Origin of the sequence: Proteus sp. G2609 (assembly GCF_963896135.1) — a bacterium.
GTDB classification, from domain to species: Bacteria; Pseudomonadota; Gammaproteobacteria; order Enterobacterales; family Enterobacteriaceae; genus Proteus; species Proteus mirabilis.
The window spans coordinates 44,289-67,635 of the sequence record NZ_CAWQNB010000029.1 but is presented as its reverse complement, the minus strand read 5'-3'; the positions used below and the strand labels follow the sequence as shown (position 1 = coordinate 67,635).

The 23,347-nt window shown below is 36.4% G+C and carries 23 protein-coding genes; 6 read left to right on the top strand and 17 right to left on the bottom strand.

Features of this window, described 5'->3' with window-relative positions:
- Positions 1–4: 4 nt before the first annotated feature.
- The 8 genes from AACV01_RS08560 to cpxR form a co-directional block, all read right to left on the bottom strand.
- The gene (locus AACV01_RS08560) at positions 5–1,189 is read right to left on the bottom strand and encodes an oligosaccharide flippase family protein (RefSeq protein WP_126656213.1); all 1,185 of its coding nucleotides are present in this window, start codon (positions 1,187–1,189) and stop codon (positions 5–7) included.
- Positions 1,170–2,312, bottom strand: coding sequence for an O-antigen ligase family protein (locus tag AACV01_RS08555; RefSeq protein WP_161682710.1), 1,143 nt, complete (start codon positions 2,310–2,312; stop codon positions 1,170–1,172). Before AACV01_RS08555 ends, AACV01_RS08560 begins: the two co-directional genes overlap by 20 nt.
- On the bottom strand, positions 2,299–3,474 hold the full coding sequence (locus tag AACV01_RS08550) for a glycosyltransferase (RefSeq protein ID WP_126656215.1): 1,176 nt from the start codon (positions 3,472–3,474) through the stop codon (positions 2,299–2,301). Before AACV01_RS08550 ends, AACV01_RS08555 begins: the two co-directional genes overlap by 14 nt.
- Positions 3,471–4,040, bottom strand: a complete 570-nt coding sequence (locus tag AACV01_RS08545) for an acyltransferase (RefSeq protein ID WP_126656216.1) — start codon at positions 4,038–4,040, stop codon at positions 3,471–3,473. Before AACV01_RS08545 ends, AACV01_RS08550 begins: the two co-directional genes overlap by 4 nt.
- A 692-nt stretch (positions 4,041–4,732) precedes the next feature.
- Positions 4,733–5,491, bottom strand: a complete 759-nt coding sequence (locus tag AACV01_RS08540; RefSeq protein ID WP_161682708.1) for a DUF707 domain-containing protein — start codon at positions 5,489–5,491, stop codon at positions 4,733–4,735.
- A gap of 14 nt (positions 5,492–5,505) precedes the next feature.
- Complete coding sequence (glf, locus tag AACV01_RS08535) at positions 5,506–6,651, bottom strand: UDP-galactopyranose mutase (protein ID WP_161682706.1); 1,146 nt, start codon at positions 6,649–6,651, stop codon at positions 5,506–5,508.
- 82 nt (positions 6,652–6,733) lie between these two features.
- Entirely contained in the window at positions 6,734–8,122 is a 1,389-nt protein-coding gene (cpxA, locus tag AACV01_RS08530) for an envelope stress sensor histidine kinase CpxA (RefSeq protein ID WP_004246433.1), read from the bottom strand.
- Positions 8,123–8,134: 12 nt separating this feature from the next.
- Entirely contained in the window at positions 8,135–8,833 is a 699-nt protein-coding gene (cpxR, locus tag AACV01_RS08525; RefSeq protein WP_004246432.1) for an envelope stress response regulator transcription factor CpxR, read from the bottom strand.
- Between the two features lie 183 nt (positions 8,834–9,016).
- Here cpxR and cpxP point away from each other — a divergent pair, with 183 nt between their 5' ends.
- Positions 9,017–9,583 (top strand): cell-envelope stress modulator CpxP, encoded by a 567-nt coding sequence (cpxP, locus tag AACV01_RS08520; protein ID WP_161682704.1) that lies wholly within the window; start codon positions 9,017–9,019, stop codon positions 9,581–9,583.
- A gap of 160 nt (positions 9,584–9,743) precedes the next feature.
- Here the strand turns inward: cpxP and AACV01_RS08515 are convergent, their stop codons facing one another.
- Together AACV01_RS08515 and fabG are read right to left on the bottom strand one after the other, a co-directional pair.
- Positions 9,744–11,111, bottom strand: a complete 1,368-nt coding sequence (locus AACV01_RS08515) for a phosphoethanolamine transferase (protein WP_161682702.1) — start codon at positions 11,109–11,111, stop codon at positions 9,744–9,746.
- A 313-nt stretch (positions 11,112–11,424) separates the two neighbouring features.
- The gene (gene fabG / locus AACV01_RS08510) at positions 11,425–12,180 is read right to left on the bottom strand and encodes a 3-oxoacyl-ACP reductase FabG (RefSeq protein WP_060555800.1); all 756 of its coding nucleotides are present in this window, start codon (positions 12,178–12,180) and stop codon (positions 11,425–11,427) included.
- Between the two features lie 538 nt (positions 12,181–12,718).
- Between fabG and pfkA the strand changes: the two genes are divergently transcribed.
- Together pfkA and AACV01_RS08500 are read left to right on the top strand one after the other, a co-directional pair.
- The gene (pfkA, locus tag AACV01_RS08505) at positions 12,719–13,696 is read left to right on the top strand and encodes a 6-phosphofructokinase (RefSeq protein ID WP_004246429.1); all 978 of its coding nucleotides are present in this window, start codon (positions 12,719–12,721) and stop codon (positions 13,694–13,696) included.
- A gap of 293 nt (positions 13,697–13,989) precedes the next feature.
- The gene (locus AACV01_RS08500; protein WP_004249900.1) at positions 13,990–14,994 is read left to right on the top strand and encodes a sulfate ABC transporter substrate-binding protein; all 1,005 of its coding nucleotides are present in this window, start codon (positions 13,990–13,992) and stop codon (positions 14,992–14,994) included.
- A 95-nt stretch (positions 14,995–15,089) separates the two neighbouring features.
- Here the strand turns inward: AACV01_RS08500 and tpiA are convergent, their stop codons facing one another.
- Positions 15,090–15,860 (bottom strand): triose-phosphate isomerase, encoded by a 771-nt coding sequence (gene tpiA, locus AACV01_RS08495; protein WP_004249716.1) that lies wholly within the window; start codon positions 15,858–15,860, stop codon positions 15,090–15,092.
- A 106-nt stretch (positions 15,861–15,966) separates the two neighbouring features.
- A complete protein-coding gene (locus AACV01_RS08490) occupies positions 15,967–16,602 on the bottom strand; it encodes a DUF1454 family protein (RefSeq protein ID WP_071233998.1) in 636 nt (211 codons plus the stop codon).
- Positions 16,603–16,713: 111 nt separating this feature from the next.
- Between AACV01_RS08490 and AACV01_RS08485 the strand changes: the two genes are divergently transcribed.
- Complete coding sequence (locus AACV01_RS08485; protein ID WP_046334943.1) at positions 16,714–17,142, top strand: DUF805 domain-containing protein; 429 nt, start codon at positions 16,714–16,716, stop codon at positions 17,140–17,142.
- A 60-nt stretch (positions 17,143–17,202) separates the two neighbouring features.
- Here the strand turns inward: AACV01_RS08485 and fpr are convergent, their stop codons facing one another.
- On the bottom strand, positions 17,203–17,946 hold the full coding sequence (fpr, locus tag AACV01_RS08480; RefSeq protein ID WP_161682700.1) for a ferredoxin--NADP(+) reductase: 744 nt from the start codon (positions 17,944–17,946) through the stop codon (positions 17,203–17,205).
- Between the two features lie 338 nt (positions 17,947–18,284).
- Between fpr and emrD the strand changes: the two genes are divergently transcribed.
- Positions 18,285–19,469, top strand: coding sequence for a multidrug efflux MFS transporter EmrD (gene emrD / locus AACV01_RS08475; protein ID WP_004246423.1), 1,185 nt, complete (start codon positions 18,285–18,287; stop codon positions 19,467–19,469).
- 109 nt (positions 19,470–19,578) lie between these two features.
- Here emrD and glpK read toward each other — a convergent pair whose 3' ends face one another.
- Together glpK and AACV01_RS08465 are read right to left on the bottom strand one after the other, a co-directional pair.
- Positions 19,579–21,111 carry a glycerol kinase GlpK gene (glpK, locus tag AACV01_RS08470; protein ID WP_004246422.1) on the bottom strand — a complete coding sequence of 511 codons (1,533 nt, stop codon included), beginning with the start codon at positions 21,109–21,111 and terminating at the stop codon, positions 19,579–19,581.
- A 42-nt stretch (positions 21,112–21,153) separates the two neighbouring features.
- Entirely contained in the window at positions 21,154–21,969 is an 816-nt protein-coding gene (locus tag AACV01_RS08465; protein ID WP_004246421.1) for an MIP/aquaporin family protein, read from the bottom strand.
- Between the two features lie 296 nt (positions 21,970–22,265).
- Between AACV01_RS08465 and zapB the strand changes: the two genes are divergently transcribed.
- Positions 22,266–22,508 carry a cell division protein ZapB gene (gene zapB / locus AACV01_RS08460; protein ID WP_012368679.1) on the top strand — a complete coding sequence of 81 codons (243 nt, stop codon included), beginning with the start codon at positions 22,266–22,268 and terminating at the stop codon, positions 22,506–22,508.
- Positions 22,509–22,521: 13 nt separating this feature from the next.
- Here the strand turns inward: zapB and AACV01_RS08455 are convergent, their stop codons facing one another.
- The gene (locus tag AACV01_RS08455; protein ID WP_155195850.1) at positions 22,522–22,665 is read right to left on the bottom strand and encodes a hypothetical protein; all 144 of its coding nucleotides are present in this window, start codon (positions 22,663–22,665) and stop codon (positions 22,522–22,524) included.
- 3 nt (positions 22,666–22,668) lie between these two features.
- Positions 22,669–22,920, bottom strand: a complete 252-nt coding sequence (locus AACV01_RS08450) for a helix-turn-helix domain-containing protein (RefSeq protein WP_041701484.1) — start codon at positions 22,918–22,920, stop codon at positions 22,669–22,671.
- Between the last annotated feature and the right edge of the window lie 427 nt (positions 22,921–23,347).

The window sequence follows — 23,347 nt, the reverse complement described above, 5'->3', positions numbered from 1 at the left end:
TGCGTTACCTTTTGTAAAATTTTATGTAAAACGTTAAAAATACACAAGTCAATAATGCTACTAATAGCAAAGAAAATATAGCACCATAGATACCATATAAACTGATAGTAAAATATGCTGAAGTTAGATTAATAATTGTTATGACTGAAAAAATATAGGGTTGAATTTTTATTTTTCGTTGAGCAGTGCATATGTTCCCTAGGGCAACACCTAGGAAAATAATGGGAGAAATGTAAATTATATATTCATATATATTTTTATACTTGTAGAAAGAAGAATTAAATAATAAATAAAATATTATATCTTGTAAAAAAATTGCAAATAAAACAAAAATAATAGATATTAAAAGTATTAAAAAAATCAGTAAAAAACTGTTTCTTTTAAATGCAGAGTAATTACTATCTAAATAGTATTTGGCTAGACGAGGAGAGAACACTTGGCATATAGATTGAACTACAATTTGACAGATGTTCAGCAAGTAAATAAAGCTTCCAAAGGCTCCTAATGTAATGATTCCAACTTTATTTTCTAATAATATACGAGGTATATTAGTATTTAATGATATTAGAAATGATGATATTGCTAATGGAAGTGATATTATAAAAACTTTAAAAAGAATAGAGTGCTTCAGATTTTTAATATTTATTTTGTATACTCTAAAATCGTATATTAGGTAAATAATTAATGAGGATAATGTATAAATTATTAATGAAAAAATAAGATTTTTAGTAAAATAGTATGTTACTGTAAATGATAATATATTGCTAATGGATCTAATTACTCTTGATTTATAAATACTTTTAAAGTTACTATCTCTCTGATATTGCCCATAGTATATATCAAAAATAGAATCCATAAATTTAAATGTTGCAAGCAGAATTATTATTGTAAAGTATTTATTACTTATATTAATTAGAGCTACTAACAAAAGTGCAATAACACAACAAATTAGTCTTAAATAAAAATAAATATTAAAATTATAATTATTTTTTGCATCAATAGAAATAATAGATCTTAGTCCTCCTTGAGCCAATATAAAAAAGGGTATTATAACAGCCATACCATAAGTAAAAGCACCTACATCGATAGGATTACCTAGTTTGTTTAGAATTATAATTACTAATGACTGTGATAAAGCATAAGTAATATTTCCAATAAGGTTGTATATATTATCTTTTAATAGCTTCATTATTTCTATTTTTTAATTTATAACAAAGGAAAAAATAAATTGTTAAAAATATTAATGTGTTAGGGGATATCCTAATACTTTCTAGTAATGAATAGAAAAAATAATATATATAGAAACTAGATATAAATAAGGATTGAGTATATGTCAATTTTTTTCTTATATATATAAAGGTAATAGGATATAGAAAATATATTAATACAAAGAAAGACAAAGAGATAATTCCAAAATTAGCAGCATATGCAACTAATGTGTTATCTATAATTATATATTCAGGAACTTTAGTGGAATATATATAATTCAAATAAGGTATTGTTGCTTTTATAAATTCTAATCTTCCACTAGTCAAATCACCAGATTTACGATTAAATTTTTCTAGTATTGTTTCATTAAGAATATCTTGTAATAAAAATAAAGAAATAATTATTAAACTAATAAAAAAGAATGATATTAATATTTTTTTTATATGCAATTTATTGATTTTAAAAAGAGAATACAAGAAAACTACTCCTATGGCTAAAAAAGGAGCTAAAATAGCTGTTCGACTATTTGTATATAGAAGAATAGGAACTGATAAAAATAAAGCAAAAAATGAAATAGTTATTTTAATTTTATTTTTATTAATAAATATTGATAATAAAGAAAAATAAACACCCAATGATAAAATCATACCAAGAGAATTTTGATTTAAAAATGGACCTTTAAAGTTCCGTCCTAAGTTATCTCCATAAAGAAAAATGATAATCAATGAAAAAACAATTAGATAATAAGTATTTAATATTGAAATAACTTCTATATTTCTTAATATAGAAATAGAAATTGTACTACCAATAAAAATAAAACAAAAAAATTTAATTATAGATATTAAGCCTTCTATGTCATTAGCTAATATTGTAGATATAATACCAAAAAATACACTAAAGTAAATTATATAAGTTAATACTATATCTTTATTAGTAATTTTAAGATTATTATATAATAATATTATTAAAGATATACAAAATGTGATAACAATAAGTATATTCGCTTCTAAGTTATATTTTAGTTTATCTGTTATCAATGATAGATAGATAAGAAAGAAAGAGATGAGCGATAAATTTTTTACTAAACTATTATTTTTTTTCATTTTCAATTTTTGAGATTAGTAATGACTTATATTTATTGAAAAAATCAGATCTAATAAGAGATAATTTTTCGTTTAAATAATTTTCAGATTTATTGGCATTAATTGAAGAAAGCTCTTTATAAAAATCATGATTATTTATTAAAAATAGTATTTTTTCTGCAAGAGCTTTATAATCATTAGTATTATGTATGCACTTTTCGTGAGTTAATTCTGGTAATCCTCCCGCATTGCTGGTGATACATGGTATAGATAAACTCATTGCTTCTATTGTTGCTCTAGGCAATCCTTCTTGGTTACTGGGTTGGATATAGATATCGGTATTATATAACAGTTTAAATACCTCTTTTTTATTCAGTGAACCTGTATACTTAATCATAATATTTTTATATGAAGGAATAATTTTATATTTATTACCAGGTCCAACTAAATAAATTATTAGTGATTTATCTATAAGTTTATCATCTAATAAACTTAATGCTTTATATAAAATATTATAACCTTTATGAGGACTATCAAGATTACCTATTAATGTAATGTTTATTTTCAATTTATTGCTTATATCTCTTTTTATAAAAGAAACCTTCTCAATTTCTACATTTGATGCACTGCACTGGAATCCTTTAGTTGGATATTTTCTCTGTAAAAAAAAACGAGTAACATATAGACTACCTATAGAATTATAGACATATTTTTCCATGTTTCTTTTTATAATTGGCTTATATAGGTAAGATTTTAAATTATCAAAACCATCCATAGCATCAACTGGACAAGCAACAACCTCAGATACATAAGGCTTATGTAGTGAAATACATATTTCTGCTGCCAAGAAGCCAATTTCACTGGGAAGCCTAACTATAATAGCATCATATTGATTAATTATTTTTTTTAATTTTCTCTTGTAAAGTTGTCGCTTAAAAAATCTATTTTTAATATTTGATTGATTATCAAAAGGAATATAATTAATGTTATCAGTATTTATTTGATTAAAATTTAAAGAATTAGATAGATCTTCATCAATAAGTTTACTTCTAGTTAGAACTGTAACATTATCAAAATGATTTAGATAACGAGAAAAAGATTCACTGGAGAGTTTACCCGGGGAAAATGCATTATTATTTTTATCAACATATATATAATGGTCATGTAGAAATAATAACTTCATAGTATATCCTTAATTTTTCTTGCTGGGCTTCCTGCATTTACTCCTTGTTTTAATTCACCTTTAGTTACAGTGTTAGCTGCAATAACTGTTTTTTGAGGAATAATTGTACCAGCTAAAATACGGCTACCACATCCAATCCAAATATTATCATGTAATATTATATTTTTTTTTATAATTCTCTGATATTTTATCGGTATTGTTTGCTCATCATTATAGTTATGTTCAAAAGATATTAGACTACATTGGTGAGCTATAGATACATTATTACCGATTTTTATACCGCCTAGAGCATCTATATAACACATATCATGAATACTAACATTATTACCAATAGTCAGATTGTTAATGTTTTTTATTATACACCATCGTCCAATATAGACATTATTACCTAAATCTTTAATGATTGATTTTAATAATATATATCTTATGAGGGTACCACAGTATGTAGGGCATCCACTAAATAGATTAAATAAAAATAAATTAAATTTTTTAGGGAAAACTGATAATAAAAATGAAATTAAAGATATAAATTTTCCAAAATATTTAAAAAAATTTCTTCCGGTCATAATGATTATTTCTTCATAGCTACGATTCTTGGTCTTTCATTATTAATATTATCTATTTTTTTAATAAAACGTTAATTGCATTCTATTTAATAGTAAATAATACTGATTCATTACCTTCTGCTCCTGATTATACATAGCCTAAAATATGAAAAATATTGTCTTTAGGCCCGATTATACTGTATTTAATAACAAGAACTACTTTAATAATTAAAACGGCTAAAGCTACCGCACTGGGTTTACGGCCCCCAGAGCGCCAAAATTTCTCTTTTAAAACCCTTATCTATCTGTAATATAAGAGTTTTATTATATAAGCATACTTTAACAGTATGCTAAACCGCTTTGAGATTAGACTCTTCAAACCAGCGGGTCAAGTAATTGATGGGTATTCTAACATTGATTAGGTATATATAAGTATCGGAATATCGACTGATTTAGCAAGATCATTCTGAAATATCTATAAAGATGGGAATGAAAAGAATATGCCACATACTCTTCAATAAATGGCAGAATATTTTAATGTAGTAATTTTTTTATTGTATTGCTGTAAGCGTTAAAACTACATTACTCAAAATGTATCTACTTTGTATCAGGTAATTAGACTGCATTTATTCAATATAAAAACAGTCCTTATGGTTGATATAAAAGTAGTTTTATTGTGATTTTATGGTAAATTTCTTAATTTAATCATAGGGTTATTTTCTTTTTTTCATAAACTCTCTTAAAGAATAGCTGAAACTGCCTTTTTGTATCATTTTCCCTTTTTGGGTTAGAAGTGAAGTTGCTACAAACGTAGGTATTTCAAGTGAATACTTGTCTAATAATTGATGAAGTTCATTTAAAGGCGATAAGGTTTTATCACTACTTCCATGGCCTGCTATCCCTACTGGTCGTGTATGATGTATTGGTGTAGAGTCTATAACACCAACTTTAATATTTTCTTCTTTAAATAAAATAGGCCAATAAAAATCTAGTCCCCACCCTGATTTATTTTCATTAAATGTTTGATATGCTTTAGAAATGATTTTCTTTGAAAAGCAGGGCGCCATTACTTCTACAAAATTAGTTTCTCTATATATTAAATCCGGTTCTTGTAGTAAGTCTTTATAGGAATAGTAACTATTATTCGTTAATGCTGGTTGGCAAAGATCGAATCGATACTTTTGCATTAATTCAAAAAATAAGTTGATATTTTCTACGGTACTGTCTAAGTCATCATCAGGCAACCAGATATAATCATAATCAGCCCATAACTCTGGATGGTTATGGAATAAATCGTATAATCCTTCCCATTTTGATCCTTTAAAGTGGTGTACATATTTTATATTATCTAAAGAATAAGGGATATCTTCACCAAAATAACTAAGAATTACATCAAATTGGGCATTATCATTAACCCAGTTTTTATGAAGTGAATTATCTCCACATCTAATTACTGCTAAAAATTTTGACATAGAATATTCTCTTGTTATTGGTGTTTGTGGTAGAACGACTTAAGTTCATTTTGATTTATTAAATCTGATACTAAGTTTTCTGCAAGCATAAGTGCTTCTTTAATTGATACATCCATATCCATATATCTATATGTACCTAGCCTACCTGCAAAAGTGATATATTTTTCTTTTTGAGCCAATTCTAAGTATTTGTTTAATATTTTATTTTCTTCTTCTAAATGAATGGGATAGTAAGGAATATCATTCTCTTCGCATACCCGACTATGTTCTTCAATATAAATCGTTTTGTCATGAGATTCCCATGGTGAGAAGTGTTTATGTTCATGTATGCGAGTATAAGGTACCGCGATATCGCCGTAATTCATAACAGCTGTACCTTGATAGTCACCTATAGTTTCATGTTTTATAAAATCTAGCGTTCGATAGTTTAATCTACCTTCGCAATAGCCAAACCATTCATCTATTTTTCCAGTCCATATAATATGGTCATATTCTTTGCTTTCGCTATGGTCATACTTTTTATTTGTTATTACTTGTATATTTTTATGATCAAGGATAGAACGAACTATATCGGTATAGCCATGTTTAGGCATTCCTTGGTATTTATGAGAATAATAATTGTCATCATAAGTAAATCTTACAGGGAGGCGTTTTAAAATACTCGCAGGTAGATTTTTAGGGTCGCAACCCCATTGTTTTACTGTATAGCCTTTAAAAAAGGCTTCATATAAATCTTTTCCAATAAATTTTAGGGCTTGTTCCTCAAAGTTTTTAGGATCAGTAATAGATTTATCTGTGATAGTACTTAAAAAAGCTTTTGCTTGTTCTGGATTTAGCGCTTTTTGGTAGAATTGATTTATTGTATGTAGGTTAATAGGTAAAGAATATACTTGATTTTGATAAGTTGTTTTTACTCTATTTACATAAGGGATCATTTCACCATGTTTATTGATATATTCCCATACCACTTCATCGCTAGTGTGGAAGATATGTGGACCATAAACATGTTCCATAATACCGGTATTTCTATCTCGTTCTGTATGGCAATTACCAGCAATATGTGATCTTTGGTCTATTATCGTGATGCAATGACCAGCATCAGCTAGATGGCGGCTAATTACAGCCCCTGTTAACCCACAGCCTACGACTAAAAATTTCATATTTTACCCTAAGAACTTAGTACATTTTGTATAAATTAATAGGGTAAAATATACAGTAATTATCAATAGTTAAAAATGATAATTATAATTTATTGCTTGAGCTAATACTCCCTCTCGGCAACCAAATCTCCACTCTTAATCCCCCTAATGGGCTATCGTCGGCTTTTACATGGCCTCGATGTTGACTAATCGCGGTTTCAACAATTGCCAGTCCCAGCCCTGTGCCGCCGGATTCTCTATCACGTGCTTCGTCCGTACGATAAAAAGGTCGGAAAATATGCTCGCGATCTTCTGGGCTAACCCCTGGGCCATCATCATCAACAATAATAGTGATACCCTGATTTTGTTCGGTAAAAGCCACTTCAATACGAGAATGTGAATAACGCAAGGCATTGCGAACGATATTTTCAAAGGCACTCGCTAATGAATAAGGATTGCAATAAATCGTCCATGGGCCTGGCGGGGCGGTTACTGTTAGAGTTTTATTGCTCTGTTCAGCCTCAAATTTCGCATTATCTAAAATATCGTTCCAAAGCTCATTCGCTTTTACGGTTTCGCGTAATAACTCATTTTTATACTGGTTGCGAGAAAGCACTAATAAGTCATTGATCATGCCATCTAGCCGCTGCGTTTCTGTTTCAATACGCTCTAGCTCTTTACTTTCACCGCTACGACGACGTAGTAATGCACTGGCAAGCTGTAAACGAGTTAACGGGGTGCGCAATTCATGGGAGATATCAGAAATCAATCGCTGTTGCGCTTCAACCATGCGTTCTAAGGCGCTGATCATCTGATTAAAACTGGTGCCTGCCGCTAAAAATTCTTGTGGGCCGGTTTCCAGCTCAGGGTGAGGGCGCAGATTACCTTTTGCCACATCATCCGCCGCATTTTTGAGTTTTCGGGCCGGTTTTGCCAAGCTCCAAGAGAGCCAAACCAGTAGCGGTGTGCTGATAAGCATGGTGAATATCAGTAATAAAAGCGGTTTATCAAATAATAAATTGATAAAGTCAGATTGTGGGCTACTTGATGGGCGCACTAAGTAAAGTTGATAGTGATCTTCACCATCTCTAATGGAAAAGGGGCCTAACATCTCAGAGCGACCGTATTTTTTCTTTTTCGGATGGTCTGCGTTATCAGACTGCCCCATAAAGTTTCTGACAACTTGTATCTCATTACGTTGAGCACCAATAATACGACCTTCACTGGTGACAATAATAAGACGTTGACCAGGTGGCGCCCATTTATCAATGGCGCGGATTAATCGCCGCCACCATAGCAGATCGTTAGCCGGATCTTGCGCTAGTTCGGCTTCTATATGTTGCTCTAGCATAACACCTTGACGGTATTCACTTTCAAGTAAAGTGGTAAGCTGGCGCGAGTCCAGCTTGGGTACCATCATAACTAGCACCAGAACTAATGCTAGTGTCAGCCAGAATATGGCGAATATACGCGCTGACAAACTGTTTATCATAAAGATTTTTTATTAAGTTATTGAAACCATAAGATAACCACGGCCACGTAATGTTTTAAACCAAGGCTGCCCGTCTGTTCTTTCCGGTAACTTACGACGTAAGTTGGAAATATGCATATCAATCGCTCTATCAAAAGGTGTTAAGCGTTTACCTAACACTTCTTGGCTGAGATGCTCGCGCGATACTACTTGTCCTAAATGCTGAGCAAGTAGATAAAGTAACGTAAACTCAGTACCTGTTAGCTCTAATGGTTCATTATCAAAGCTGGCCTCTTGTCTACCCGGATTAAGTTGTAACTTATCAACTTGCAATATCGGTGAGGTGTTGCCATCGGTCTGTTTCTGTTCACTCCAGTTGGAACGACGTAAAATAGCCCTAATGCGTGCAACTAGCTCTCTATCGTTAAATGGCTTAGGTAAATAGTCATCTGCTCCCAGCTCTAGGCCAAGTACACGATCAAGATCGCTGCCTCTTGCCGTTAACATAATGACAGGTGTTTGGAAATTTTGGCGTAACTCTTTAAGTGTCTCGATCCCGTTCTTACGTGGCATCATGATATCCAGTAATAACAAGTCAATAGACGCGTCCAGAAGTTTTAAGGCCTGTTCGCCGTCAGTGGCGAGCACAACATTAAAGCCTTCCATTTCAAGTAGTTCTTTCAATAGCGAGGTTAATTCGCGATCGTCATCCACTAATAAGATTTTATGCATTCGTCAATTCCTCCAAGAGAAAAATACGATAATAAATAGCGCGAATCTATGACTTTACGTTCTTTTACACGCTCTGACGCTAGTTTGCAGCCGTAAAGGTATAGTAATCCACATCGAGAACAATTACACATATTTAGGTCAGCATTAATAAGTCGGTATTATAACCGAATGAGGAGTGGGACAATGCGTAAAGTAGCAATGGTTGCACTAGCATCAATGTTTTTAGTAGCTCCGACGGTAGTAATGGCTGAAACATCAAATACAAATAATCAGCCTGCAGGGCAACAACAGTATAATGATAATTACCATTGTGGATACGGTTACGGTATGCATGATGGACGTGATAACCGAGGTCATCGTGGACAACGTGGCCATATGATGGGTAACAATAATTTCGGTGAGTCGCGTATGTTTAATGGTATTACATTAACAGAGCAACAACGCACTCAAATGCGCGATTTAATGCGCCAGCATCATCAAGATCGTTTTAATAACAGTGATCTTCGTCAGCGTCACGAAAATATGCATAAGCTAATTACTGCGGATAAGTTTGATGAAGCAGCGGTAAGAGCGCAAATACAAGATATGGACAAACAAGCAATAGAGCGCCGAGTTGAAATGGCGAAAGTTCATAATCAAATGTATCAGCTATTAACCCCAGAGCAAAAAGCGCAGCTAGAAAAGAATTATCAACAGCGAGTCTCTTCTGTTAGTCAGCAAAACCAGCAAACTCAAGAGAAAGCTAATTAGTGATTAAGTAAAGTCCTTTAGTAATGTAGTAAGAGTGTAGTAAAGCAGTACCTAGTTAGAGAGTAAGTAGCAACAACGAAGTTTTTTCCTTGCCATAGACACCATCCCTGTCTTTTGCAGCCCCTCTGGAGAGGGGCTTTTTTTTGCGTTTTTAATTTTATTATTGATATATTATTTTATCTTCTGGTAGTGAATTATAATCGATTTCTTCTTTTTGAAAGTTGATAACCGTGTCTTGATCAGTGCAAATATCATTTGAAATCATATGGCAATGATTAGAAATTTTGGGATCTTGAATGCCTATCCACTCAGAAAATAACGTCATAAAATATCTACCATTTCTTCTTGCTGTTATGTGATATTTCTCGTGACTATCACTCGAAAGTATAAAGAGTGGTACCTCAAAATTTTGTTTAAATTGATCATTATGGGTAAGTTTAGTATAGCTTTCCCCCTTATGTTCATAAGATAATCCGTGATCAGAAAAATAGAGTAAAGACCATGAATTGCCCGTTGCATTTGACATCGCGACGATTTTTTCTAATAACTTATCTGTATTTTTTATACTTTGCACATAACAAGAGACTTCGGTTGATTGAAAAAACTCATCGTATTGTCCTTGGGTTCTAGCACAGGCTTGTGAATGGGAACCAATTAAATGTACAACAATGAGGTTGGTTTTATGGCTATTTGTTGAAAGAGCTGCTTTGATATCAGGCAATAAATCATCATCAGTGGTTCTTCCGTTATTATGATAATCACCTTTGCTTAAGAAGTGATATACATCAGCACGTTTACCTATAGTAGAAATAATAGAATCAGAGCCAATCATAGAACCTTGATTAGAAAACCAATAAGTATAGACACCTGCTTTTTTAGCTAACGTGATGATATTGTTTTGTAACTCCATATCACCTGTTTTATCATTTTTTAAGGTTAATGAAGGAGGAAGGGAAAATAAAGTAGATGGTGCTGATGAAATATAGTCGTCAAACTGTATTACAGGAGATTTCTCTAAAAATGGTGTATTTTGAATTGGGAAACCATAGCTTTGCATAAAGTCTTTTCTGGCACTTTCGCCGATAACTAAAATATAATTTTTATATTTACTATTATTAATAGGTAACCAACTATCTTTTTTGTTAAGTTCTGTATTTATCCAATTATTTTCTATTATCACTGTATCATAATGTTTTTTTATATCACTAAAAAAGCGAATTATAGGTAATTTGGCTTCAAAAGAGTAATCATCATGAGTAATAAGGGCTTTTACCGGCCATGTAACACTGGTCAAGATAAAAATAGAGACGGTAAATAGTGATAGTTTCTTTCCAATTAAGAGGTTCACTTTAAGACTAAGTAAGCCAAATAATATAAGTAAACAACTAAATGCTAAGCTTATAGGAGAAACAGATAAGATAAACTCTAAGCTCTCATGTGTATTGGTATAGAAGATAGAGATGATAGAGTTGATATTTGGTGAGCCATACTTTAAACCTATTGGTGAATAAATAGCACCAACCATCATCAATAATATTATAAAGATGAAATAGGTTCTTTTAAAATATCCAGATAAGCATAGAAGAAAAGCGGTAAAAGTCAGAACATAGAAGGGGCGTAATTTATATCCTAATGAGATATGTAGTAATAAAACAAATATAAGCAAAATAAGGCATTGCAATATTTTGTTAGTAAAGAGTTTTTTCATAATGTAGTTATATAAGGCAAATAGAGAAAATCGTAAGATTAAATAAAAGGTTAAAAATTATAATCTAAAAGCCTAAATTTATATAGAGCAAGAAGGAAGAATCGATTCATTCTTCCTTAATTAATCTAATCAACTACAACAACGCCTCTGGAGATTCAGGTAAAATCTGGCCGCCATCGACAATAATGGTTTGACCGGTAATATATTTTGCTTCATTAGAGGCAAAAAATGCGGCGGCATAGCCGATATCTTCAGGCTCCCCTAAGGTATGGGTTGGGATAGAGGCCTTCATTTGATTAAGATACGTCTCTCCTTGGGCTTGTAAGCCTTCGGTTAAAATATTGCCGGGCATAACGGCATTAATGGTAATACCGTGGCGTGCATATTCTAGTGCAGCACTGCGCATAAAGCCTAACTGACCTGCTTTGCTTGCTCCGTAATGGCTCCAGCCCGGATAGCCAGTAATGGCGCCTGTAATAGAAGAGGTGATGATCACACGGCCATATTGTTGTTTTTCCATTACCGCAAGGGCCGCTTTTACTAAGAAAAACATCCCTTTTAAATTGACGGTATGCATTTTATCCCAATCAGCTTCGGTCATCTCTTTAATTGTCGCTTGGGGGAAAATACCGGTATTAGAGCAAAGAATATCGAGTTTGCCATACTGTTTAACAATATCATTGACTACTTGTTCACAGGCTGCTTGAGAGGTGACATCAAGGTGCATAAAATCAACACCAAGTGCTTGTTTGGTTGCGTTACCTGCTACATCATCAATATCAGCAATAATAACCTGTGCACCGCTGTTTTTTAATGCGCTAACAATGCCTTTACCAATACCTTTTGCTCCGCCGGAAACTAAAGCAATTTTACCCGTTAAATCAAACATAAAACCTCCTACTGTACTGTTTGTTATACTGTATCAGCCTTATTGTATAAACGGTAAATTAACGCAAAATTTTTGTCATCAGTCACAATTGTGTAGGGTGGGCGCTTTTTCTATTTATGCCGAATAACACAAAAGTATCGATAACAGCGCGCAAAGTGTTAAGCAAACAGTCAATAAGCCCATTACACTTTATGTGATATGTTGATAGCTATATATGGCTAACACACTGTTTTTTGAGATAGATAGCAAAAGGCTGTAAAGTATCTGTATAAAAAGTGTTAACTTATCGGTGTAATACAGAGACGATAGACTAGTATAGTATTTATACAGGCTACTCAATTAATTTAATGCGCATCAAGTTTATAAAAAAAAATGTACGTTGATGATGAAGTGATAAAAAATATGCGTACAATGGGGTTGTTGAATCAATTCAGCATTTGAGATATCGGTGGATTACGTTCGTGAAGCCGGTATTAAGATAACAGTTATTCCAACAATATATTGCAATAATGATATCGAATAAGAATCAGAGGTAATCATGGTTAATGGGATCAAAAGAATTGGGGTTTTAACAAGTGGTGGTGATGCACCGGGTATGAATGCCGCGATCCGTGGTGTTGTCCGTGCAGCACTCAGCGAAGGTTTAGAAGTGTACGGTATTTTTGATGGCTATATGGGCTTATATGAAAACCGTATGAAAAAACTCGATCGCTTTAGTGTGTCAGACATGATCAACCGTGGTGGTACCTTTTTAGGCTCAGCGCGTTTCCCAGAATTCCGCGAAGATAATGTGCGTGCCGTTGCTATTGAAAATATGAAGCAAAATGAGCTAGATGCACTGGTGGTTATCGGGGGTGATGGTTCTTATCTGGGGGCGAAAAAATTAACTGAAGCGGGTTTCCCATGTATTGGTTTACCGGGCACCATTGATAATGACGTTGCGGGTACTGATTACACTATTGGCTATTTCACGGCGTTAGAAACGGCGGTAGAAGCGATTGACCGCTTACGTGATACCTCAACATCGCATAAACGTATCTCTATCGTTGAAGTGATGGGACGTTATTGTGGTGATTTAACCTTATCCGCTGCTATTGCGGGTGGTTGTGAGTTCGTGGTGTTGCCTGAATCCGAATTACCTTTTGATCGTGATGAATTATTAGCAGAAATTAAAGCGGGTATTGAGCGTGGTAAACGTCATGCTATCGTGGCAATTACTGAACATGTGTGTGATGTACATGAGCTAGCACGTTTTATTGAAGCAGAAACCAAACATGAAACACGTGCCACTGTATTAGGCCATATTCAGCGTGGCGGCTCTCCGGTTGCTTACGATCGTATTTTAGCCTCTCGTATGGGTGCTTACTCTGTACAACTGCTACTTGAAGGTTATGGTGGTCGTTGTGTAGGGATCCAAAATGAAAAACTGGTTCACCATGATATTATTGATGCGGTTATGAATATGAAACGTGTCTTTAAAGCCGATTGGTATGAAACTGCGAAAAAACTGTATTAAGCCATAGTTTTACTCTATTACCAGAGCCTTTCTGAGTTATATCCTTATTCGTGGACTGTTCTGATGCAATATCAGCTTGTATCAGAACAGCTTCCCGAGTGAAAACATTTCATTCTACGCGCTTTTCTTCTCTTATCTGATGGGTAATGACTGTGTGAGTCCCCGTTTTCTCAACTATATAGCTGTTACGTATAACAGTCTGTTTTTTATTATTTCATCGTTATAAATCTTTCTGTCAGCCTAGTTAAACAAAACAAATAAACCAACTAGAAATAGGATAGGGGTAGATAACGATGTTAAAACGATGGGGATTATTGACGACGCTAGCGCTGACGGCACTGTTTACACAAAGCATCTGGGCGAAGGATATTCAGTTATTAAATGTCTCTTACGATCCGACTCGAGAGCTTTATCAACAATATAACCACGCATTTAGTCAATATTGGCAACAAAAAACCGGCGATCATGTGACTATTCGTCAATCTCATGGTGGCTCTGGTAAACAGGCAACCGCCGTAATTAATGGTATTGAAGCGGATATTGTCACCCTCGCATTAGCTTATGATATTGATGCCATTGCACAAAGAGGGCGTATAGATAAGCAGTGGATCACCCGCTTACCTGATAACTCAGCACCTTACACCTCAACCATTGTTTTTTTAGTGAGAAAAGGTAATCCCAAACAGATAACCGACTGGGATTCTTTAATTAAACCCGGCGTATCGATTATCACACCTAATCCTAAAACCTCCGGTGGAGCAAGATGGAATTATCTGGCTGCATGGGGATATGGATTAAAGGCCAATCAGCAAGACAGTGAAAAAGCGAAAGCCTTTGTAAAGTCACTGTATCAACAGGTTGAAGTCTTAGACTCCGGCGCGAGAGGCGCGACAAATACTTTTGTTGAGCGTGGTATTGGTGATGTGTTAATTGCATGGGAAAATGAAGCGCTACTGGCGATTAATGAGTTAGGTACAGATAAGTTTGAAATAGTCACCCCTTCCGTCTCTATTTTGGCAGAGCCAACCGTCTCTGTGGTGGATAAAGTGGTTGATAAGCGAGGTACGCGGGAAGTGGCAACCGCTTATTTAGAGTATCTTTATTCACCTCAAGGGCAAGAAATTGCTGCTAAAAACTATTATCGTCCAAGAGATAAAAGCATTGCTGAAAAATATCAAAAACGTTTTCCAACCCTGCAATTATTCACTATTGATGAGCTTTTTGGCGATTGGCAATCAGCACAACAAACTCATTTTGCCACCGGGGGAGTATTTGATGAAATCAGCCGACGTGATTAATGAGTAACGCATAAAAAAATCACCTTCTGTTAAGACACAGTAAGGTGATTTTCGTGATAGTTATTTATCGGTAAGATAACGATTTGCTATCAAAGTTATTTTTTCGCTTTCGCTTCTGCTGCTGCTTTCACGATAACGGCAAAGGCATCTGCTTTCAGTGACGCGCCACCAACCAATGCACCGTCGATATCAGGTTGGCTAAATAGCTCTGCTGCGTTTTTATCGTTGACTGAACCGCCGTATTGAATAATGACTTGCTCAGCGATAGCCGCATCTTGTTTAGCGATATGATCACGAATAAATTTATGTACCGCTTGTGCTTGTGCAGGCGTTGCTGATTTACCTGTACCAATCGCCCAAATAGGTTCATAAGCGATCACTGCATCTTTGAATGCTTGTGCACCATGTGCATTTAAAATCGCGTCGATTTGACGTGCGCACACTTCTTGTGTTTTACCAGCTTCATTTTCTGCTTCTGTTTCACCGATACATAACACAGGTGTTAAGCCTAACTCTTTTAACACACCAAATTTTTGTGCGATAAATTCATCAGATTCTTTATGGTAAGTACGACGTTCAGAGTGACCGATGATCACGTATTTAACATCAACGTTTTTCAGCATTTCTGGGGAAGTTTCGCCAGTGAAAGCACCAGATAAGTTAACACCGGTATCTTGGGCACCTAACGCAATACGGCTTCCACCGATTTCATGACGAGCTTGGCACAGATAAACTGTTGGTGGTGCAATAGCAACATCACATCCAGCAACACCGCTGATTTCTTTACGTAATGCAGCGATTAATTCATGAACCATATGAATGCTGCCGTTAAGTTTCCAGTTACCCATGACTAATGGATGGCGCATAACTTTTCCTCCAACTGAGTGGTTTAAATTTAATTTATCGATAAACTCAAATTCTGTTGATGCACAACAGTATAGAGAACATTGAATAGAATAGCTTTGTTTTTTATCACGGAATAGCTGAATCGATATTGCTATTAAGTGAAAGCTTAATCGGTTCAATGGCAAAGGTCGTTAGTTGATTGTCCTCGTGGGCAATAATATAGCGAATAGCACCGACATTATGGCTAATATAAGCAGGCACATCTTGTTTAACAGCAAATAAATTGAGCACCTCTTGAATTTGCGCTGCATTAATGGAGGGATCAAACTGTGTCACTAATGCAGTGATATAGCGCATTGCCGTATCTTGATGCTCTTTTTCGATTTGTGGCGTATCAAGTGAATGGATCAGGGTGAGCTGTAGACTCTTAATTTTTTCACTGCCACGCTCTAATACGGCTGATGAGTATAAATAAGGGGTTATTCGTGTCGCGGCCCTGACTAACGGAATAGTAATATCGTTGTTGGTGATAATTTTATATTCATTGAGAAATAACGTCGCATTATTTTGATTGAATTTAGCTCTTATCTCAGGAATGGTGGTTTCAAAAACAGGGGCATCCTGTTTAAGGTAAAGAATATCATCTTTAGTTGGGGGTTGATGAGCAATAGAGGGCGACGCTGCCATAGCAAGGGTTGGCAAAGATAAAGCAATGCTTATTATGATAAGCGCTAACTGAGTAAGCGTGCTTTTTTTTATCATCTGTCCTCCTTGGTCTGTTGTGCGATAGAATATTATAAAATCACTCTGTATTATTTGATGTTAAATGGACAGCTTAATTCACTAAAATAAGTCTATATTGAGAAATTATTAATGACCTTACAACATTGGGCCTTTTCATTCAAAGGGCGAATTGGACGCCGTGACTTTTGGGCGGGTTTTGCACTCTGTTTTGTGCTGTTTTGCGTATTATATACAGTTAATCAGCACTATTCATTGCCTGCTGTGCTGGTGGGGATAATTTCGCTGGCTATTTTATATCCGTTATGTGCCATTTTTACTAAGCGACTTCACGATAGAAATAAACGTGGTGCATGGCTGTTACTATTGTTGCTGGCGGTGATGCTAGGATTGACTGATACCAGTAGTTTAGAGCCCTTTTGGCAGTGGGCGATAGGTCGTTTTCTCCCATCATTTATTATGATGATCATGTTGTTAGATTGTGGGGTGTTTATTGGCACCCAAGGAGAAAACTATTTTGGTGCCACGACTGAAAAGGTCGACTACTCAAGTTTTCGTTAAAGTGTGTAACTGCTAAACAGTCAGGGCTGAATAAAGTGCTATTCAGCCCTGATGTTATCATTACCAATACTGTTCACTGGTGATATGTCCCGGTTTACGGCGTAAATGTTTTCTCATATCACGCTGTGTTTTCAGTAACTGTTGCGTGTCTCTTACCATTTCTGGATTACCACATAGCATAATATGGCTCTCTTCTGGGGAAATGGTTAATCCTACGGTTTTTTCTAATGCACCACTTTCAATTAATGCTGGAATGCGCCCGGTTAGTGAACCTATATGATTTTCACGGCTGACAATAGTTTGGATACGCAGTTTTTGGTAGCGTTCAGCTAACTGCTCCATTAATGGTAGATAGCTTAAATCACGGGCGTAGCGTACTGCATGGACTAAAACAATATTTTCGAAACGGTCGAGATCATCACCAAGTTGTAAAATAGAGAGAAATGGCCCGATCGCCGTACCTGTTGATAACATCCATAAGGTATTCGCGCTAGGCACCTCTTCTAAAACAAAAAAGCCACTGGCTTGTTCTGTCACTAAGAGTTCATCACCAACAGTTAACGCCGCTAAGCGTGGGCTGAGTTTACCTTCAGGTACAGTGACTAGATAGAACTCTAAGTTGGGATCTTGCGGGGAGTTAACATAAGAGTAGGCGCGTTGTATACGTTCACCGTCAATTTCGAGTGCCAGTTTGGCAAATTGACCTGCTGTAAACTTATCGATAGGGGCGTGTACAACTAAACTGATTAATGTATCTGTCCAATACCTAACTTGAATGACTTTTCCAGTAACCCAATTTGCCATAATCTCTTATCTCCTTTTTAGGAAAGCGCTTATGTCGATAATTTATTCTAAAGAGGAAGGGCGTTTTTATTTATCAAGATGATGTGATGGCGATATTAATCTGTAGTTTCGTTAATCGTTAATACAAAATGTACATTTATATTGACAACGATGGTGTTTTTCACTGACATCGTTGACGAGATAAAAATGGCTGACTACTTCGCAAATTTTGCTAGATTTGTTACCTTAGTCTCATTATTTAGCGCAAGTGCATTTTGCAGAGTTTATTTTATCAAAGCTCTGTAGCACTTTCCTGTCCGTTAATCGGTTAATTTTTAATTTCTGAGCAAAGAAAAGAAATGAGAAAGTTAGAACATGCAAATCTGTTATTACTGATTATTGCACTGGTTGCTGTCGGTCAAATGACACAGACGATTTATGTTCCTGTGATTGCTGATATGGCTGTCTATTTTGGTGAGCCAACAGGTGCTGTACAGCAAGTAATGGGCGCATATCTGTTTTCTTATGGTTTTTCACAATTAATTTATGGCCCTATTTCTGACCGAGTAGGGCGTCGTCCGGTTATTTTAGTGGGGATGAGTATTTTCTGTTTAGCGACGATCGTGGCTATTTTTTCACAGAACTTAACTACCTTAGTGATCGCCAGTACCTTACAAGGAATGGGGACTGGGGTAGCAGGGGTAATGACCCGTACTCAGCCTCGTGATCTCTATACCGGTACTGCGTTACGCTATGCAAATAGCTTATTAAATATGGGGGTGTTAGTCAGTCCACTCTTAGCGCCGATGATCGGTGGGGTGGTGGCGCACTTCTTTGGCTGGCATGCCTGTTATATCTTCCTATTATTATTAGGAGGAAGTGTACTCTTTAGTATGTATCACTGGATGCCAGAAACCCGACCTGTACAGGCTGAAAGACGCAGTATGTTGTCATCTTTTTATTTATTGCTGTCCAACAGTACTTTTAGTGCCTTTTTGATCATGTTGATTTGTGCATTATCAGGTATTGCCGTATTTGAAGCTTCCAGCGGTGTGTTGATGGGAGGCGTGTTGGGTTTAAATAGTATTACTATCAGTATTCTATTTATTTTACCTATTCCCGCGGCCTTCTTTGGTGCGTGGTACGCAGGGCGTGAAGGTAAAACCTTTGTGCAATTGATGTGGCACTCCGTATTTTGCTGTGTAGCGGCAGGTATTTTAATGTGGCTTCCCGGCTGGCTGAATATTATTAATATTTGGACTTTACTGGTGCCCGCTGCCCTGTTTTTCTTTGGCGCTGGGATGCTATTTCCGCTGGCAACGACAGGGGCGATGGAGCCATTCCCTTATTTAGCCGGAGCGGCTGGTGCGTTGGTGGGCGGATTGCAAAATGTTGGCTCAGGGATAGCAACCTGGTTCTCTGCACTATTGCCACAACATAATCAATTTAGCTTAGGAATGATTATGTTTATTATGTCAGTGGCTATTATGTTGTGTTGGATCCCGTTATCACACCGTTTTAGTCACCAGCAGAATACGGTTTAATGACTGCCTTTAAGTTTTCGCCAATAAAAATGCCGATAGTGTAATACCTACTATCGGCATTTGTTTTATGTCGCCTAGGCGACTTCTCTCTCATAGGGGGGATTAGCGATTAACCGCGATCTTCCCATTCTTGTGCACGGGCAACCGCTTTTTTCCAGCCGTTATAACGATAATTACGCTCTGTGGTTTCAATACCTGGGCGGAACTCTTTATCAATCTCAGCTTTATTTTTTACCTCTTCCAGATCAGACCAGAAACCTACCGCAAGGCCTGCAAGGAACGCAGCCCCTAACGCAGTACTTTCACGTACCACAGGACGTTCAACACGGGTACCTAAGATGTCAGATTGGAACTGCATTAAGAAGTTATTGGCAACGGCACCACCATCTACACGTAGTGCTTGTAAGCGTGCTCCGGAGTCTGCTTGCATCGCATCAAGGACATCGCGGGTTTGATAAGCGATAGATTCTAAAGTAGCTCGAATAATATGATTACGGTTAGCGCCACGGGTTAAACCGAAGATAGCGCCACGGGCATACGGATCCCAATAAGGTGCACCTAAGCCAGTAAATGCAGGTACGACATAAACACCGTTGGTGTCATTAACTTTAGTGGCAAAGTATTCTGAGTCAGTTGCTTCATCAATTAATTTTAGCTCATCACGTAGCCACTGAATGGAAGCACCACCGACGAAGACCGCACCTTCTAAGGCATAGTTTACTTCACCACGTGGGCCACAGCAGATAGTGGTTAATAGACCGTGGTTAGAGCGCACGGCTTCTTTACCTGTATTCATCAGCAAGAAGCAGCCTGTTCCGTAGGTGTTTTTTGCCATACCGCTTTGTACACAGAGCTGACCATAGAGTGCCGCTTGTTGGTCACCAGCCATACCGGCGATAGGAATACGTGTACCACCTTTACCACCAATGTTGGTTTGACCATAAACTTCAGAAGAAGGCACCACTTTAGGTAGCATATTGCGGGGAATATTCAGCAGATCGAGGATTTTTTGATCCCAATCTAAAGAGTGAATATTAAACAACATAGTACGTGAAGCGTTGGTATAATCTGTTACGTGAACACGACCTTGTGTCATTTTCCAGACTAACCAAGTATCAACGGTACCAAAGAGTAACTCTCCTTTTTCTGCTCGTTCACGAGCGCCTTCAACATTATCGAGGATCCATTTTAATTTGGTGCCTGAAAAATAGGGGTCAACCATAAGCCCAGTATTTTGACGAATGTACTCTTCAACCCCTTCTTGATCTTTTAAGCGAGTACAAAAGTCTGCAGTACGGCGACATTGCCACACAATAGCATTATAGATAGGTTTACCGGTCTCTTTTTCCCAGACGATAGTCGTTTCACGTTGGTTGGTAATACCGATACCGGCAACATGATCAGAAGGGATGTCTTCTTTGGCCAATACTTCAATTAGCGTTGCGCTTTGAGTTGCCCAAATTTCCATTGGATCGTGCTCAACCCAGCCGGGCTTAGGATAAATTTGGGTAAATTCGCGTTGTGAGATGCTAACAATGTTGGCGTCATGATCGATTACGACAGCGCGTGAACTGGTTGTTCCCTGATCCAGAGCAACGATATATTTTTTTTCACTATTCGATTTGTTTGTTTCTGTTGTCATGTTAGTAACCTGTTTTCATAATCAACGATATTGCTTGCATCGTTATTTGTCGTTTTCAATTTTGCAGGTATCACAAGGTAAGTGACGGCCAATAAGTTTACGATAAGCAAGTGCGCCTAAAATACCCCCAATCATTGGAGCAATGAGTGGGACTAAGAAATAAGGAATATCGCGTCCACCTGTTAAAGCAATATCACCCCATCCGGCAAAGAATGCGACTAATTTTGGCCCAAAATCACGGGCAGGGTTTAAGGCGAATCCAGTTAATGGGCCAAATGCACCACCGATAACCGCAATCAGGATACCGATAAGTAATGGTGCTAAAGGCCCACGAGGTACACCGTTACCATCATCTGTTAAGGCTAAAATTAAGCCAACGAGAATAACGGCAATAATTACTTCGATAAAAAATGCGTGGATCACAGAGATTTGGGCTGCTGGGTAAGTAGAGAAGACGCCCGCAGTAAAGAGGCTTTCTTGTGATCCTCGTACAATTCCGTTGACCTGTTCGTAGTCGATAAATAAATTGTAATACATAAAGTACACAACAGCGGCGGCAAAAAAACCACCTAACATTTGTGCAACAATATAAGGGATAACTTTTTTACGTTCAAAGCACGCAAACAACCAGAATGCGACTGTGACCGCCGGGTTGAGGTGAGCACCAGAGGTACCCGCAGTAAGGTAAACGGCTAAGGCAACACCTAAGCCCCAGATAATACTTATCTCCCAAAGACCGAGTTGAGCGCCTGCGATACGTGCTGCTGCAACACAACCAAGACCAAAGAAGACTAGCAATGCAGTACCGATAAACTCGGAAATGCATTGACCCATAAGAGAGGTTTTCGTCTGGCTCATATATTCTATCCTGAAAGAGGGTGATTTTAATTGTTAGTATTCTTTTCGTATTGAAAAGATAACTGTAAATTTATCGTTAATGAGCGTAAACGAGAATAAGCGAAATTGAATTTTGTGTGTCCCATCATGAAAATGAGTGAAAACGCTCTTAAATAGTGACTTGTACAACACTAGGAGTGTGATCAGACCAGTATTTTTGTTAAATTGAAAAAAGCAGGTAATTCCACGGAAGATGCTAGACAGTTGTTGATAGGCTACTTACAATCGGGAGTATCGATTATATGGGGGATTACAGTATGTCATTTGAAGTTTTTGAAAAATTAGAGTCAAAAGTACAACAAGCACTAGATACCATCACATTATTACAGATGGAAATTGAAGAGCTAAAAGAGAAAAATGATGCACTGAATCAAGAAGTGCAGGGCGCAAGAGAATCAAGAGAAGCCTTGGTTCGTGAAAACGAAGAGCTGAAACAAGAGCAATCAAGCTGGCAAGAGCGTTTACGTGCTCTGCTAGGAAAAATGGAAGACGTACAATAATCGTCCACCGTTTTCACCAGTTAAAAACAAAGCCACTGATAAAGTGGCTTTCATATTGCTGACAAAGTCTCTGAAATGACATCCCACCATCAGTATTTTTGGTTAGTTTACCAACCAAATCACCATTCATAGCAACAGATAGTATTTGAGCTTTCATTCCTTACCACTCCTTATTCCAAACCTTACCCTCACTCAGGTTTTTTCCTCGCTTCACTACATGTAGTTCCAGTTCCAAAGAGGCAAGGATTTTAAAAAGCGTTTCGAGTTTTGTTGATTCTGGGTTGTTCTCAAATTCAGAGACAGTTGCTTGCCTGAGACCGACTTGTTCAGCCGTTTGAGCTTGGGTTAATTTACTTTGTTTGCGCAAGTCATGTATTGCAGCGGCTAACATTGATGGCGTTGTAATTTTCATTTATCCCTCAGAGATAATCATTTCAGCTATGTTTATATACGCTATAGCGAATAAAATCAAATTATACTCCATAGCGTATAATGTCACAATATACTCTATAGAGTATAAATAAAAAATATACGATAAAGCGTATAAAACAAGAGCGTACACTTTGCATCAGCGCTTAAAAGTGTTGAACAACACCAAACTCAGTTAATTCAAACAGATGGTGATAAAGCGATTGGATGTAACATATGCCCATTAAAGTTTGTCAATGAGCAAGTTGAAGACATGAGTTGTGAGAAATATTTGTTATCCAAAGTATGAAAATTACTTTGGCTTAAAAGATTAACAATAGTACTTCCAGAAAGAATACCCATAGCAAGATGGCTTAGGAGGCTTAGTGGTTGGAAAGATAATAAAAGAAATGGAAGAGCGTCAGTGAAGA

What these genes read in the sequence shown, in the direction of transcription:
- AACV01_RS08560 (WP_126656213.1), bottom strand. Translation starts at nt 1,189, where the DNA reads ATGAAGCTATTAAAAGATAATATATACAACCTTATTGGAAATATTACT.
- AACV01_RS08555 (WP_161682710.1), bottom strand. Translation starts at nt 2,312, where the DNA reads ATGAAAAAAAATAATAGTTTAGTAAAAAATTTATCGCTCATCTCTTTC.
- AACV01_RS08550 (WP_126656215.1), bottom strand. Translation starts at nt 3,474, where the DNA reads ATGAAGTTATTATTTCTACATGACCATTATATATATGTTGATAAAAAT.
- AACV01_RS08545 (WP_126656216.1), bottom strand. Translation starts at nt 4,040, where the DNA reads ATGACCGGAAGAAATTTTTTTAAATATTTTGGAAAATTTATATCTTTA.
- AACV01_RS08540 (WP_161682708.1), bottom strand. Translation starts at nt 5,491, where the DNA reads ATGTCAAAATTTTTAGCAGTAATTAGATGTGGAGATAATTCACTTCAT.
- glf (WP_161682706.1), bottom strand. Translation starts at nt 6,651, where the DNA reads ATGAAATTTTTAGTCGTAGGCTGTGGGTTAACAGGGGCTGTAATTAGC.
- cpxA (WP_004246433.1), bottom strand. Translation starts at nt 8,122, where the DNA reads ATGATAAACAGTTTGTCAGCGCGTATATTCGCCATATTCTGGCTGACA.
- cpxR (WP_004246432.1), bottom strand. Translation starts at nt 8,833, where the DNA reads ATGCATAAAATCTTATTAGTGGATGACGATCGCGAATTAACCTCGCTA.
- cpxP (WP_161682704.1), top strand. Translation starts at nt 9,017, where the DNA reads ATGCGTAAAGTAGCAATGGTTGCACTAGCATCAATGTTTTTAGTAGCT.
- AACV01_RS08515 (WP_161682702.1), bottom strand. Translation starts at nt 11,111, where the DNA reads ATGATGGTTGGTGCTATTTATTCACCAATAGGTTTAAAGTATGGCTCA.
- fabG (WP_060555800.1), bottom strand. Translation starts at nt 12,180, where the DNA reads ATGTTTGATTTAACGGGTAAAATTGCTTTAGTTTCCGGCGGAGCAAAA.
- pfkA (WP_004246429.1), top strand. Translation starts at nt 12,719, where the DNA reads ATGGTTAATGGGATCAAAAGAATTGGGGTTTTAACAAGTGGTGGTGAT.
- AACV01_RS08500 (WP_004249900.1), top strand. Translation starts at nt 13,990, where the DNA reads ATGTTAAAACGATGGGGATTATTGACGACGCTAGCGCTGACGGCACTG.
- tpiA (WP_004249716.1), bottom strand. Translation starts at nt 15,860, where the DNA reads ATGCGCCATCCATTAGTCATGGGTAACTGGAAACTTAACGGCAGCATT.
- AACV01_RS08490 (WP_071233998.1), bottom strand. Translation starts at nt 16,602, where the DNA reads ATGATAAAAAAAAGCACGCTTACTCAGTTAGCGCTTATCATAATAAGC.
- AACV01_RS08485 (WP_046334943.1), top strand. Translation starts at nt 16,714, where the DNA reads ATGACCTTACAACATTGGGCCTTTTCATTCAAAGGGCGAATTGGACGC.
- fpr (WP_161682700.1), bottom strand. Translation starts at nt 17,946, where the DNA reads ATGGCAAATTGGGTTACTGGAAAAGTCATTCAAGTTAGGTATTGGACA.
- emrD (WP_004246423.1), top strand. Translation starts at nt 18,285, where the DNA reads ATGAGAAAGTTAGAACATGCAAATCTGTTATTACTGATTATTGCACTG.
- glpK (WP_004246422.1), bottom strand. Translation starts at nt 21,111, where the DNA reads ATGACAACAGAAACAAACAAATCGAATAGTGAAAAAAAATATATCGTT.
- AACV01_RS08465 (WP_004246421.1), bottom strand. Translation starts at nt 21,969, where the DNA reads ATGAGCCAGACGAAAACCTCTCTTATGGGTCAATGCATTTCCGAGTTT.
- zapB (WP_012368679.1), top strand. Translation starts at nt 22,266, where the DNA reads ATGTCATTTGAAGTTTTTGAAAAATTAGAGTCAAAAGTACAACAAGCA.
- AACV01_RS08455 (WP_155195850.1), bottom strand. Translation starts at nt 22,665, where the DNA reads ATGAAAGCTCAAATACTATCTGTTGCTATGAATGGTGATTTGGTTGGT.
- AACV01_RS08450 (WP_041701484.1), bottom strand. Translation starts at nt 22,920, where the DNA reads ATGAAAATTACAACGCCATCAATGTTAGCCGCTGCAATACATGACTTG.